The sequence below is a fragment of the Streptomyces sp. NRRL S-455 genome, from assembly GCF_000717875.1.
In the GTDB taxonomy this organism is placed as follows: domain Bacteria; phylum Actinomycetota; class Actinomycetes; order Streptomycetales; family Streptomycetaceae; genus Streptomyces.
Genome location: NZ_JOCT01000002.1, coordinates 85,331 through 97,856, shown reverse-complemented (window position 1 = coordinate 97,856; position 12,526 = coordinate 85,331). Strand labels below are relative to the sequence as shown.

Below are 12,526 nucleotides of genomic sequence, written 5' to 3'. Positions count from 1 at the left end.
CCCTGTATCCGGAGGTCCGGCCGACGTGCCTGGTGCCACCGTGAGGTTCGACGCCTCGCCTCTCCCGGTGCCCGACCTCTGGCGCTGTCCCGGTCTCCTGCCGTCGTGGCACATCGTGCGCCCACTCCTCGGGCACGAACAACCGCCACCGCAGACCGCGTGCACGCTCACCGCGACCTGGCAGCCGGCCCGCTCGCCCAGGGCCTGCTGACTTACGGCGCCCGTCCAGCATCAGCCCCCGCAGACAGCAGTCACCCTTCGCCTGAGCACGGTTCACGTCATGCGCGTGGACACCTCCAACATGCCCCCGAACAGGACCGCGAGACAGACCTGACGGAGCCCTACTAGGGTTGGCCGTCATGAGGTCACGGTTCCGTAGGGGTGAGGTCATCGTCCGGCGCGAGATCCTGGACGGCCGCGAATGGCTGGTGTACCCGGTGCGGGTCGCGAGTGACGACGAACGGGCGCTCGCCGTGTACCTGGCCCAGGGCACGCCGCTCACCTTCGGGGGCGGCGACTTCCGATGGGGGCTGCACCCCTGGACCGAGTTCGAGCACGTGTGGCAGTCCAGTGGCGTCCTGCAACTGCAGCGCCCGGGGGACGGCTACTCCGTGTGGGGCCGTTGGGCGGATGGGGTCCTGTCGGAGTGGTACGTCAACTTCCAGGCGCCCCTGGTCCGTACGGAGCGCGGATTCGACACGCTGGACCACGAGTTGGATCTGATCATCCCCGGCGACGGCTCGCCGTACCGGTGGAAGGACGTCGAGCACTTCGAGGAGCGGGTGCGTGCGGGCGGCTTCGCCGCCGAAGAGGCAGCCGCCGTGCGTGCGGCGGCCGCCTCGGTCGTGGACCTCGTCGAGCGTGGCGCGTGCTGGTGGGAGCAGTGGCGTGATTGGCGGGCACCGGCCGACTGGGGTCCTCCCGCCGCCGTGGCCCTCCAGGACGGCACCTCGGTGGGCGCCCGCTGAGGGCGCCCGCAGCGACGTCCGGCGTGTCCGTCAGAACGACTCGGCGTACAGGGTGAACAGATACTCGCGGTTCACCTGGCCCGCCGGGTCGTTGTCGAGATTGCCCGTCACGCCCTCGACCAGCCGGTCCAGGTCGTCTTTGGCCACCCCGCAGTCCCGCAGCCGGGCCGCTAGGCCCGCCGAGGCCAAGAGCCCGCCCACCGCGTCGTGGACAGTGTCGCCGCCCAGCAGCTCGGCGACCGCGGCGAACTCGTCCGGCACCAGGGGCGCGGTGTGCCGCAGCCAGCTGGGGTACAGCACCGCCAGGCCCCGGCCGTGCGAGAGGTCCACCCCTGGCAGGGAGCCCATGGCCTGCTGCAGCCGGTGCGGAAGGCAGGTGCTGACGTTGGCGACGTTCACGCCTCCCAGCAGGGACGCCCGGCACAGCGCCTCGCGGGACTCGGGAGAGTCCTCGCCCTTCAGCACGGCCGGCAGATGCGCGGCGATCAGCTCGATGGCCTGGTGCGCCCGGGACCGGCTCGCCTCGTCCGCGCGGGCCGCGACGCAGCCCTCGACGGCATGGGCGAACGAGTCGAAGACGGTCTCCGCCATGATCGCGCGCGGCACCGACGCGATCAGGTCGGGGTCGACGATGGCCGTGCGCGGGAAGACGGCGTCACCGCGGATGCCGGAGCGGAAGTTGCGCACCGTGTCCGTGATGATCGCCCCCTTGGTGACCTCCGAGCCGCTGCCCGCCGTCGTCGGAACGGCCAGCAGCGGCAGCCTGGGCGCCTGCGGGCCCAGAGTCACACCGATGAGGTCCCGCACGCTGCCGCCGGTGGGCGCGGTGACGCTCACCCCCTTGGCCGCGTCCAGGGCACTGCCGCCACCGAGGCCGACGACGAGGTCGCAGCCCTGCGCGCGGGCTTGCGCGGTCGCCTCGTCCACCTCGTCGGACCTCGGGTTGGCCGACACCCGGTCGAAGACCGTGGCGCGCACCCCCGCGGACTCCAGGGACGTCACGACCCGGTCCAGATAGCCGTGGGACCGTGCCGCGCTCCGCCCGGTGACCACGAGCGCGTGCGTGCCGAGCGCCGTAGCATGCCTCCCGGCCCGGTCCAGCTCACCGCGGCCGAACTCCACGTGGGTGGGGACATCGAGGTCCACCTTCATGTGCTCACTCCATCCATGACGTTGTCGTCGGCGGGGTCGCGGCCCTCGCCCCTCGCGCGGCGGGCGTTGTCGCGCAGCGCGTCCAGCACCGCGCAGGTACCGGTAGCGAGCAGTTGCAGCGCCGACCCGCCGCCCGTCGACACCGCGCCCCGCCAGGGGAGTTCGGCCACCGTGTCGCCGCCGAGCAGCAGCGCCGGCCCGGGCGTGCGCGACAGCGCGGACAGGACGGCGTTCGCGGACCTGACCTGTCCGTCGAGGTACCGGGACGGTGTCCCGGCCAGCACGGCGGAGCCGGCGCCGGCCAGCAACTCGACTGCCCACGGCTCCAGTTCGAAGTCCACGACGGCGTGCCCCGTCGGCACTCCGTCGGCGACGGCGACGGGCCGGGCCTCGCCCACGAGCCGCCGTCCGTCCACCGGCGCCACCCACACCGTCCGGGGCACGTGCAGCCGCGCCTTCGCCGGTGCGTCCAGCACACCGCGTACGGCCTCCAGGCAGACGTCGGGCTTGCTGCCCAGTTCGGAGGAGCCGAGGTCGTGGCCCAGAGCGCGCAGCACTGTGTTGAGCACCATGCCGCCCGGCACCACCAGGTCGAAGGTGCGCATCGCGTGGACCAGGCCGACCAGGGTCTTCTCGGGTTTGCGCCCGCCGAGCACGGCCGCGCGGAACACCCCCTCCTCCGGTCTCGCCCAGGGCGCGAGGAGCCGGACCTCCGTCACCAGGCTCCGTGCGGCATGGCCCGGCAGCAGACGCAGCACACCGGTGTTGGAGGCATGAGCGCGGTGCGCCTTGGAGAAGCCGCCCACGGCGACCATGTCGCCCAGCAGCGCGAATCTTCGGGCCAGTTCGGGATCGCCCCGTTCCTCCCCGGCGTGGTGACGGGTGTTGCCGAAAACGGCGATCTCACCGGGCGCCAGCGCCTCGGCTGCCCGCACCGCCGCGTCCGAGGCGTTCTCGGGGACGTAGCGCACCTGTCGGCCCAAGCGCCGCGAGAGATGGCCGGCGACGTGGTCCAGCGCGGTCGCGGTGTCGTTGTGGTGGCTGCCCTGGTGGGACAGCACGGCCACCCGCGCGCCCGCCCCGGCGAGCCGCCGCAGGTCGTCCAGCTCGCTGTCGATCCGCCCGGTGCTGGTCAGGGCCGCGTCCACGTTGAACCCGGCCGAGAAGATCCAGCGTTCGCCCGCGGTGATGCGCTGTGCGCTCAGCAGCGGCACGCCGCCGAGCGGGTCGACCCACCCGGCGTCAGAGGCCATAGGTGCGCAGCCCGGTCGTCTCGTCGTGACCGAGCATCACGTTCATGTTCTGCAGGGCCGAACCCGCCGCGCCCTTGACCAGGTTGTCGCTGACGGAGACGACCTTGGCGATACCGCGCCGTGCGTCATAGTCCACTCCGATGTGGCAGAAGTTGGAGCCGACCACCGCGGCGACGCCCGGGTACCTGCGGTAGTCCTTGTCGGTGAGGCCCCCGAGCTGGGGTTCGGCGTTGACCCGGACGAAGAACTCGCCGTCGGCGCCGGTGCCGTAGCGCTCGGTGTAGCGGGTGAGGAGCAGTTCGCGCGAGAACTCCTCGCGCAGCTCCTCCCGGACGCGGACGCTCGCCTGGATGTGGATGCCGCGGGCGAAGGGGCCGTGCGCGGTGCTGAGGTCGACGGTGACCGGTCCGCCGGCCGGGCCGGAGAGCCGGTCCTCCAGCTCGGGCGCGTGCCGGTGGCCCTGGAGGCTGTACGGCAGCATCGACCCGAAGACCTCGGCGTGCAGGATCTCGGTGCGCGGCTTGATGCCGGCGCCCGTGGTCCCGTTGACCGCCGCGATGTGCAGCGGCGCGCCGGGCTCGGCGAAACCGGCGGACAGCAGCGGTTCGAGGCCGAGCAGCGCCGTGATGACGTAACAGCCCGGGTTGGCCACCAGACGGGCCTCGGGCAGCAGGTCCCGGTGCAACTCTGTGACGCCGTACACCGCTTCGGGCAGCAGCTCGGGGGCGGTGTGCTCGGCGCCGTAGGCCGCCCGGTAGGCCTGCGGGTCGGCGAACCGGAAGTCGGCGCTGAGATCGATCACGCGGGCCCCGGCCTTGAGCAGTTCGGGTGTCCGGCGCATGGCCTCGCCGGACGGCGTGCACAGGAAGACGACGTCCAGGTCGCCGGCGGCCGCGGTGACCTCGTCCGCGTCGTGGAACCGCAGCCCGGAGCCGAGCAGGTTCGGGTGCACCCGCTCGAAGGACTCCTCGCCGCGGGACGTCGGCAGGATCTCGGTGACCGCCGGATGGCCCAGCAGCAGGCGGCACATCTCGCCGCCCGTGTAGCCGGTTCCTCCGATGACCGCTGCCCGTATGCCGTTGCTCATTGGCTCCATCCGTTCGTGAACTCGTTCGGGTCGGTGGTCACATGCAGCATGATCTTGCCGGTGGGGACATCGGCCCGGTCCATCAGACGCAGCGCCGACTCGGTGTCGGCGAGCGGGAAGTGGTGGGTGACCATGGGCCGCACGTCGAGAGTCCCGGCCGCGAGCTGGTCGATCACCTCGGTGAAGTCCCGGGGCGTGGACAGCGCCGATCCGTGCACGGTCACCTCGCGTCCGACGAGGGCGTTGAGGTCGACCGGATGCCGGTCCTCGAAGTAGCTGACGATCACGATGTCACCGCCAGGCCGTACTGCGCGCAGCGCCTGGTCGGTGACACCGGGGTATCCGGCGGCGATCACCACCACGTCCGCCGGACCGCCCAGGGCCGCCAGTGCCTCGGGCACCGGGTCGCTCTCGCGGGCGTCGGCGTAGGCGTCGGCGCCGAGCCCGCGGGCGAGTTCGCCCTTCTCGGGGCCGACGTCCACGCAGGCCACCACGCCGTGGCCGAGCTGCCGGGCGGCGACCAGGCAGCTGAGGCCGATCGTGCCGGAGCCGAGGACAAGGACGCTGCGGCCCGCGCCCTCGCCGACGAGCCGTACCGCGTGCAGGCCGATGGAGAGCGGCTCGACGAGCGCACCGGCCACGGGATGCAGGTCGGGGGGCAGCCGATGGGCCATGTTGGGCCGCAGGACGACCAGTTCGGCGAACGAGCCGGTCCAGTCGAGGTGGCTGAGGTTCAGCTTCCGGGCACACAGGTGGGGTGCGCCGCGCAGGCACTCGGCGCAGGCGTCGCAGTGCGAGAAGGCCGCCGAGCACGCCCGGTCCCCCACGGCGAAGCCGGTCACCTCGGCGCCGACGGCCACCACGGTCCCGGAGAACTCGTGACCGAGGACGGCGGGTGCCGTCTTGTAGGGGTGGGTGCCGCGGTAGGCAGCGAGGTCGGAGCCGCAGATGCCGGTGGCGTCGACCCGGACGAGCAGCTCGCCGGGTCCGGGCTCGCGGGCGGCGGTGTCCTGGTAGGTGATGGTTCGACGTCCGGTGAGGACGGCCGCCTTCATGGTCTTCGGCTCAGTGGTCCCGGGCGTGAGGGTGTTCGACTTCATGCTCAGCACACCCTGTTCGTCGCCCGGCCGCCGACCAGGACGGCGCGCAGGTCCGCGGCGAGCAGACGGCCGACCCGGTCCTGGGCGTCGGTGGTGGTGGCGCCTATGTGCGGAGTGAGCACCACGTTGTCCAGGGCGGCCAGCGCCGGGGTGCCGGACTCCTGCCCGTGCACGTCGAGGGCGGCGCCGGCGATCACGCCGTCCTTCAGCGCCCGCAGCAGGGCGTCCTCGTCGACGACACCGCCGCGGGAGACGTTGATGAGGTAGGCGCCGGTGTGCATTCGGGCCAGTTCCTCGGCGCCGATGAGGTTCCTCGTCCGGTCAGTGAGCGGCACCGCGAGGCACACCATGTCCGCCGCGCGGAGGAGGTCGGGCAGGGCGACCCGCTCGATCCCGCGGCCGCGCAGCTCCTCGTCACGGGCCGGCGTGGCGCGGTCCACGGCGGCGAGCACGCGCATGTCGAACGCCGAGCCGAGCCGAGCGATCCGGGAGCCGATCGGGCCCAGGCCCACCACGCCGAGGACCCGGTCCGTGAGACCCGGCCCGGCGAGCCGGGGCTTGTTCCACTGCCCGCTGCGGACCTGCCGGTCGGCGAGGGCGATCTTGCGGGTCACGGCGAGCATGAGGCCGATGGCCAGATCGGCGACGGCGGGTGCGGAGACGCCGGGGAAGTTGAACACCTGCACTCCCGCCGCGCGGCAGGCGTCCAGGTCGATGTTGTCGGTCCCCGAGCCGGCCCTCGCCACCGCTTTCAGACGGCTTCCGGAACGGATGACGTCGCCGGTGATGGTCACTCCGCTGCGCACGACGAGGGCGTCGGCATCGGCGGCCAGCTCGAGGAGTTCGTCATGGCCGGGGCCCAGCCGGACCACGACCTCGTGGTCCTGTTCCAGGTCCGCAAGGGCGCCCGGGGAAACGGGATCCAGTACGACGACGCGCGCTCGATAGGTCATGTCAACGATCCTGCATTGCCGTGACGCTTCTTGGCAAGAAATTGCCAAAACTGTTGACCGTCATCGCCCTGGCCGTGCTAGCTTCGCCATCCTAGCCGCCGGATTACAGCAAAAACGGCTGGTCAATGTGCTGACAATGATTGTCCGGTCGCGGAGCCACCCCGCTTCGGCTGAGCCAAAACGCCCGGGAACGCCACCCTAGGAAGGCCTTAGATGCTCAAGCGCAGCTATCCCTCGTTCCGCTCCGTACTCGACGCGCACGACGTGGTCCGCCTCGCGGGCGCCCACCACGCGCTCAGCGGTGTCCTGGCCCAGCAGGCCGGATTCCAGGCCGTGTGGTCGTCGAGCCTGGAGGTGTCGGCCTCCCGATGCCTGCCCGACGCCAGCATCCTGAGCATGACCGAGTATCTGGAGGCCGCCGCCAACATCCAGAAGGCCCTCGACATCCCCGTCGTCGCCGACGTCGACACCGGATACGGCGGCAACTACAACGTGGCCCACATGGTCCACGAGTTCGAGGGCGCCGGCATCACCGCCGTGTGCATGGAGGACAAGCTGTTCCCAAAGATGAACAGCTTCGCGAACGGTGACCAGACGCTGCTCGACACCGCGGCCTTCACCGGCAAGATACAGACCGCCAAGGCCGTGCAGTCCACCGAAGACTTCTTCCTCATCGCCCGCACCGAGGCCCTGATCTCCGGCGCGGGCGTCGACGAGGCGGTGAGCCGCTGCAACGCCTACGCCGACGCCGGCGCCGACGCCGTACTCATCCACTCCAAAGCGCGCACCAATGAAGAGGTGCTCGCCTTCCTGGACCGGTGGGACAACCGCGTACCGGTGGTCATCGTCCCCACCACCTACCCGGACTGGCACATCGACGAGGTACGTGCGGCCGGCGTGTCCGTCGTCATCTACGCCAACCAGGGCATGCGCGCCGCACTGTCCGCCATGCGCAACACCTACCGCGCCATCTACGAGGCGGGCCACACCACCCTGCTGGAGTCGGAGATCGCCTCGGTGCGGGACATCTTCGACCTGCAGCGGATGGCCGACTGGCAAAAGCTCGACGCGTGAGCACGGCTCGTTTGGACGGCATACGGCGGACGGGCGAAGGCGAGCGGGAGGCATGACAGTCATCACGGGGGCCGACGAGCTCCTCGACACCGAGGTCTACCTCGATCTGCGGCGGCTCCTGGACTGCCGCCTGTACCTGAAGTGTGAGGGCTTCAACTTCGCGGGTTCGGTGAAGGCCCGGCCCGCGGCCTGGATGGTGGACACCGCACAGCGCGAGGGGATCATCGGTCCCGACTCCATCCTGATCGAGTCCTCCTCCGGCAACCTCGGGGTCGCGCTCGCCGTCATCGCGGCGGCGAAGGGCCTCAGGTTCGTCTGCGTCACCGACCCCAAGTGCAACCCGTCCGCGACCGACCTGATGAAGGCCCTCGGTGCCGAGGTCGTCGTGGTCGACGAACCGGACGCCAGCGGCAGCTATCTCGCCGCGCGCAAGGCACATGTGCGCGAGCGCTGCGCCCAGGACGCGCGGTACGTCTGGCTCAATCAGTACGAGAACCCGGCGAACTGGGTGGCGCACTACGAGAACACGGCCGCTCTGATCGCCAAGCAGTTCCCGGGCCTGGACACACTGTTCATGGGCACGGGCACCGGCGGAACCCTCATGGGCTGTGCCCGCTACTTCCGCGAGCACCGCCCGGGCGTGCGCATCGTGGCCGTCGACAGCGTCGGCTCGGTGAACTTCTCGGGCGCCCCCGGGCCCCGGCACATCCCGGGACTGGGCGCGAGCACGCCCATGCCGCTGATCGACCCGTCCGTCGTGGACGAGGTCATCCGGGTCGACGAGCGGGACGCCATCCGCATGTGCCGGCGCCTCGCCGCCCGCGGCGTCCTCCTCGGCGGCTCCTCCGGGACCGTGATCAGCGCGGCCGCCGAGTGGCTGGCGCGGCACGGCTCCGCGGAGCACACCGCGGTGGCCATCGCCCCCGACCTGGGCGAGCGGTACATCGACACGATCTACAACGACGCCTGGGTGGCGCGCCACTACCCCCGGGGCGCGCAGGACCTCTTGGAGAACCAGTGAACAATTCGTCTGAGACACCGGACTTCTCTGTGGTCACGGGCGCCACCGTGCACCAAGTGCTGGACGGCCGGCAGCAGGAGGTCTGCGAACTCGTCGAGCAGACCTATCTCCTGCACGGCGAGGCGGGCACCGTGAATCCGCCCTCCTACTTCCTGCGATTCCCCGACCGGCCCACCGCCCGCATCATCGCCCTGCCCGCCTCCGTGCGCGGCGAGCTCCCGGTCGACGGCCTCAAGTGGATCTCCAGCTTCCCCACCAACCTGGACCGCGGTATCCCGCGCGCGTCGGCCGTGCTGATCCTCAACGACCCGGTGACCGGCTACCCGTACGCGTGCCTGGAGAGCTCCATCATCAGCGCCGTACGCACTGCCGCGTCGGCCGCCGTCGCGGCCCGTGCGCTCACCCGGAACCGGCCCGCACCGCGCCGCGTCGGATTCGTCGGAACCGGCCTGATCGCCCGCTACCTGCACAACTACCTGTCCGTGCTGGGCTGGGAGCCGCAGGAGTTCGGGGTGTACGACCTGTCAGAGGAATACGCCGAGAGCTTCGCCGGGCATCTGCGCGAGACCACGGGCGGCGCTGACGTCCGCGTCCACGACAGCGCGGAAGGCCTGATCCGCTCGTCCGACGTCGTGGTCTTCGCCACCACGGCCGCCACGCCCCACGTCGAGGACCCGTCCTGGTTCGGCCACCACCCTCTCGTGCTGCACGTGTCGCTGCGCGACCTGAGCACCGACGTCATCCTCGACAGCGTCAACGTGGTCGACGACGTCGAGCACGTCCTCAAGGCCGACACCTCCGTCCACCTCGCCGAACAACGTACCGGGGGACGGGACTTCATCGACGGCACGCTGTACGACGTGCTCACCGGCAAGACCGATGCGCCGACCGACCGCACCGTCGTCTTCTCCCCGTTCGGACTCGGCGTACTGGACCTGGCCGTCGGCCACTTCGTGCACGGCCGGGCCCGGGAGACGGGCGCCCTCTCCGTGATCGACGGCTTCTTCCACGACCTCGAACGCCACCGCAGCCCGGCCGGCCAGGGTGGTGCGCGATGACCGCCCACTACGACTGGGCCGAGCTCCCCCTCGTCCCCGGCACGGTGGGGCGTGCCACAGCCCTGGCCCTGACCGGCGCCAAGGAGGTGGACACCGCCACCGGCGTCCTGGAGTACGTCGCCCGGCACGCCGAGAGCGACCCGAACCGCCCGGCGCTGACCGAAGGCGGACGAACCCTCGGCTACCGTGCCCTGCTGCTCCGGGTCGCCGCCATCCGTGCCGACCTGCTCGCCGAGGGCGTGGCCGCCGGGGACGTCGTCGCCTGTGTCGGCCCGCGCAGCGCCGAGACACCGGCCGTGTTCCTGGCCCTGGAGAGCGTCGGGGCCTCCTACCTGCCGATCGACCTGGACTGGCCGCAGGAGCGGGTCCGCGACGTGCTGGAGCGCAGCCGTGCCGCACTCCTCCTCGACTACGCCTCCCTCACCGGCATGCCGGCCGGCGCCGCCCACGCCGCGGCCGAAGCGGCCCGGGTGAAGGCCGTGCCGCTGCCGGCCGGCACGGCGGCGGACGCACCGCCACCCCAGAACACCTCGGACCGCTCGCACGAGACGCGTTACACGATCTTCACCTCGGGCACCACCGGGCGGCCGAAGGGCGCCACAGTCGAGCACCAGGGCATGCTCAACCACCTGTGGGCGAAGGTCGTGGACCTGTCCCTGGGCGCCGACGACGTGGTGGCCTTCACCGCACCGCTCGTCTTCGACATCTCCATCTGGCAGATGCTCTGCCCGCTGCTCGTCGGCGGACACGTCGTGGTCGTGGACGACACCGTCATCCGCTTCCCCCGACGGCTCGTCAAGGCCCTCGACGCCCACCGCGTCACGGTCGTCGAGCTGGTCCCCACGGCCGTGGGCTGGCTGGTCGACGAGACCCGCCGACGCGACCCGGCACCCCTGCGGGACCTGCGGTGGCTGCTGTCCACCGGCGAGGAACTGCACCCGCCGGTGGCCGAGCGCGCGGTGACGGCCCTGCCCCAGGTCACCCTGGTCAACGCCTACGGGCCCACCGAGTGCTCCGACGACGTCACCCACCACGTGGTGACCCGCTCGGACCTGGAGCGCACCCGGCTCCCCGTGGGCTCGCCCGTCATCAACACGGCGCTGTACCTGCTGGTCGAGGACGAGGAGGGCTGGCGGGCCGCGGACCCGGGCGAGTCCGGCGAACTGTTCGTCGGCGGCACGGGCGTGGGCCTGGGCTACCTCAACGATCCCGAGACCACCGCACGTGCCTTCTTCCGCGACCCGTTCGACCCCGCCTCGGCCACCGGACGGCTGTACCGCACCGGCGACCTGGCGCGGTTCGACGAGGGCGTCGTCCACTACCTCGGCCGCGGCGACCGTCAGGTCAAGGTGGCGGGCGTACGGATGGAACTCGACGAGATCGAGGCGGTGCTCAGCCGCCACCCGGCCGTCACGCGATGCGCCGTCACGGTCAGCGGCGACGGCGAACGCAGCCAGCTGGTCGCGCACTACAACCTGCGAGCGCCCGTGACCCCAGAAGAACTACAGCATGCCGTACGCGCCGCCGTCCCGCCGGCCATGGTGCCCCGGCGCTGGCGGGAGTGGGAGGCGCTGCCCCTCACCGCCAACGGAAAGGTCGACCACCGGTCCCTGCGGGCGGCCGTCAGCGAGGAGGAGACGCGATGACCACCGCACCCGAGAAGACCGCACGAGCGGACGCACCGACACCCGACGGCCCCCACTTCTCCGCCCTGCCCGCCCACGCCCGGCTGCTGCTCGCCCTGGCCCGGCCTCGGTTGGAGGCGGACCACGAGCGCCTGGCCCGCTCGCTCGCCGGCCAGGACGACCTCGACTGGGGCTCGTTCCTGGACGCCGCGGCCCGCCACAAGCTGCTCCCGCTGGTCGGCCGCCATGTCTTCACCCACCGCCTCGACCGCGAACGCGACGGGGTCAAGGGCTTCCCGTACAGCTGGGTGTTCACCACCTCCTACCTCGGCAACCGCGCACGCAACCAGGCGCTGTCCGACGACTTCGGCCGGGTGTTCCGGGAGCTCGGCGAAGCAGGTGTCAGGCACGCCGTGCGCAAGGGCTTCTCGCTCGCCGAGGGCGAGTACGGCGACCCCGGACTGCGCCGGATCAACGACGTGGACCTGCTGGTCGACCGGGACGACGTGCCCCGGGCCCACGAAGTCCTGGAGCGGCTCGGCTATGTGCAGGGCAAGCTCGCCGACGACGGCGAGCAGATCGTTCCGTTCAGCCGCAAGACCCAGATCTTCTGGCGCGTCAACCTCAGCAACCAGCTGCCGTACCGCAAGGCCGGACACCGCCCGGACGTCCCCGAGTTCAACGTGGACCTGTGCCACGACATCTTCCAGAAGAAGTCGGGCGTCAGCGCACCCGCCGGCGAGCTGCTCGACCGCTCCGTGCCCACGGTCCTGTGCGGCGCCCCGACCTGGATCCCCGACCCCGCCGACCGCCTGCTGGACCTCTGCTCCCATCTGCACAAGGAAGCGACCAGCCTCCAGTTCATCGAGGACAGCGTCGATCTGCAGATCAGCAAGTTCCTCGACGTGGCACTCGTCGCCGCGAGCTACGACGAGACCGTGTGGCGCGCGTTCCTGGCCCGGGTCGAGGAGTACGAGGCCGGCCCCCTCGCGTACTACGCCCTGCACTTCACGGCCGAGCTGTACCCGGACGTGGTGCCGCCGGAGGTGCTCGCCGCCCTGCGGCCCGAGGACACCGCGTACCTGGACCAGTACGGAACCCTCGACGGCCAGACCGCCCGCTGGGCGCTGCCCTTCCTGGAGCGCCTCTTCGACACCGGCCGCGGGGACGGCAGCGAACGCTCCAACGTCCCCCATGACTGACCCGGACGGCCCGCCGGCCGGCACCACCGCTCC

At 71.5% G+C, this 12,526-nt stretch carries 11 protein-coding genes and 1 pseudogene; 6 read left to right on the top strand and 6 right to left on the bottom strand.

Going from position 1 to position 12,526, the window contains the following annotated elements; translation table 11 throughout:
• Positions 1 to 58 precede the first annotated feature (58 nt).
• Positions 59 to 361 (bottom strand): annotated as a pseudogene (locus IE97_RS41275) (hypothetical protein); the annotation flags it as partial.
• Here IE97_RS41275 and IE97_RS0103020 point away from each other — a divergent pair.
• Positions 360 to 968, top strand: coding sequence for a DUF402 domain-containing protein (locus IE97_RS0103020; protein ID WP_030230383.1), 609 nt, complete (start codon positions 360 to 362; stop codon positions 966 to 968). The pseudogene IE97_RS41275 and the gene IE97_RS0103020 sit on opposite strands and share 2 nt — an antisense overlap.
• A gap of 30 nt (positions 969 to 998) precedes the next feature.
• Here the strand turns inward: IE97_RS0103020 and IE97_RS0103015 are convergent, their stop codons facing one another.
• Genes IE97_RS0103015 through IE97_RS0102995 form a run of 5 tightly spaced genes read right to left on the bottom strand, consistent with a single transcriptional unit; the run spans position 999 to position 6,513 of the window.
• The gene (locus tag IE97_RS0103015) at positions 999 to 2,120 is read right to left on the bottom strand and encodes an iron-containing alcohol dehydrogenase (RefSeq protein ID WP_030230380.1); all 1,122 of its coding nucleotides are present in this window, start codon (positions 2,118 to 2,120) and stop codon (positions 999 to 1,001) included.
• Complete coding sequence (gene pgk, locus IE97_RS39170) at positions 2,117 to 3,373, bottom strand: phosphoglycerate kinase (RefSeq protein ID WP_051704825.1); 1,257 nt, start codon at positions 3,371 to 3,373, stop codon at positions 2,117 to 2,119. Before pgk ends, IE97_RS0103015 begins: the two co-directional genes overlap by 4 nt.
• Positions 3,363 to 4,460: an N-acetyl-gamma-glutamyl-phosphate reductase gene (argC, locus tag IE97_RS0103005; protein WP_030230374.1), complete on the bottom strand. Its 1,098-nt coding sequence runs from the start codon at positions 4,458 to 4,460 to the stop codon at positions 3,363 to 3,365. The genes pgk and argC overlap by 11 nt, the downstream gene beginning before the upstream one ends.
• The gene (locus IE97_RS0103000) at positions 4,457 to 5,560 is read right to left on the bottom strand and encodes a zinc-dependent alcohol dehydrogenase (RefSeq protein WP_051704838.1); all 1,104 of its coding nucleotides are present in this window, start codon (positions 5,558 to 5,560) and stop codon (positions 4,457 to 4,459) included. The genes argC and IE97_RS0103000 overlap by 4 nt, the downstream gene beginning before the upstream one ends.
• A gap of 2 nt (positions 5,561 to 5,562) precedes the next feature.
• Positions 5,563 to 6,513 (bottom strand): hydroxyacid dehydrogenase, encoded by a 951-nt coding sequence (locus tag IE97_RS0102995; RefSeq protein WP_037834300.1) that lies wholly within the window; start codon positions 6,511 to 6,513, stop codon positions 5,563 to 5,565.
• A 213-nt stretch (positions 6,514 to 6,726) separates the two neighbouring features.
• Here IE97_RS0102995 and IE97_RS0102990 point away from each other — a divergent pair, with 213 nt between their 5' ends.
• The 5 genes from IE97_RS0102990 to IE97_RS0102970 are packed head-to-tail and all read left to right on the top strand — an operon-like array spanning position 6,727 to position 12,493.
• Positions 6,727 to 7,587: an isocitrate lyase/phosphoenolpyruvate mutase family protein gene (locus IE97_RS0102990; RefSeq protein ID WP_030230355.1), complete on the top strand. Its 861-nt coding sequence runs from the start codon at positions 6,727 to 6,729 to the stop codon at positions 7,585 to 7,587.
• 52 nt (positions 7,588 to 7,639) lie between these two features.
• On the top strand, positions 7,640 to 8,608 hold the full coding sequence (sbnA, locus tag IE97_RS0102985) for a 2,3-diaminopropionate biosynthesis protein SbnA (RefSeq protein WP_037834298.1): 969 nt from the start codon (positions 7,640 to 7,642) through the stop codon (positions 8,606 to 8,608).
• Positions 8,605 to 9,666 carry a 2,3-diaminopropionate biosynthesis protein SbnB gene (sbnB, locus tag IE97_RS0102980; protein WP_030230349.1) on the top strand — a complete coding sequence of 354 codons (1,062 nt, stop codon included), beginning with the start codon at positions 8,605 to 8,607 and terminating at the stop codon, positions 9,664 to 9,666. The genes sbnA and sbnB overlap by 4 nt, the downstream gene beginning before the upstream one ends.
• A complete protein-coding gene (locus IE97_RS0102975) occupies positions 9,663 to 11,312 on the top strand; it encodes an amino acid adenylation domain-containing protein (protein WP_030230346.1) in 1,650 nt (549 codons plus the stop codon). Before sbnB ends, IE97_RS0102975 begins: the two co-directional genes overlap by 4 nt.
• On the top strand, positions 11,309 to 12,493 hold the full coding sequence (locus IE97_RS0102970; RefSeq protein WP_078603054.1) for a nucleotidyltransferase family protein: 1,185 nt from the start codon (positions 11,309 to 11,311) through the stop codon (positions 12,491 to 12,493). The genes IE97_RS0102975 and IE97_RS0102970 overlap by 4 nt, the downstream gene beginning before the upstream one ends.
• Positions 12,494 to 12,526 lie beyond the last annotated feature (33 nt).

Excerpts from the sequence above, each read along its gene's own strand:
- IE97_RS0103015 (WP_030230380.1), bottom strand. The coding sequence starts at position 2,120 with ATGAAGGTGGACCTCGATGTCCCCACCCACGTGGAGTTCGGCCGCGGT.
- pgk (WP_051704825.1), bottom strand. The coding sequence starts at position 3,373 with ATGGCCTCTGACGCCGGGTGGGTCGACCCGCTCGGCGGCGTGCCGCTG.
- IE97_RS0102990 (WP_030230355.1), top strand. The coding sequence starts at position 6,727 with ATGCTCAAGCGCAGCTATCCCTCGTTCCGCTCCGTACTCGACGCGCAC.
- IE97_RS0102995 (WP_037834300.1), bottom strand. The coding sequence starts at position 6,513 with ATGACCTATCGAGCGCGCGTCGTCGTACTGGATCCCGTTTCCCCGGGC.
- IE97_RS0102975 (WP_030230346.1), top strand. The coding sequence starts at position 9,663 with ATGACCGCCCACTACGACTGGGCCGAGCTCCCCCTCGTCCCCGGCACG.
- IE97_RS0103020 (WP_030230383.1), top strand. The coding sequence starts at position 360 with ATGAGGTCACGGTTCCGTAGGGGTGAGGTCATCGTCCGGCGCGAGATC.
- IE97_RS0102970 (WP_078603054.1), top strand. The coding sequence starts at position 11,309 with ATGACCACCGCACCCGAGAAGACCGCACGAGCGGACGCACCGACACCC.
- IE97_RS0103000 (WP_051704838.1), bottom strand. The coding sequence starts at position 5,560 with ATGAAGTCGAACACCCTCACGCCCGGGACCACTGAGCCGAAGACCATG.
- argC (WP_030230374.1), bottom strand. The coding sequence starts at position 4,460 with ATGAGCAACGGCATACGGGCAGCGGTCATCGGAGGAACCGGCTACACG.
- sbnA (WP_037834298.1), top strand. The coding sequence starts at position 7,640 with ATGACAGTCATCACGGGGGCCGACGAGCTCCTCGACACCGAGGTCTAC.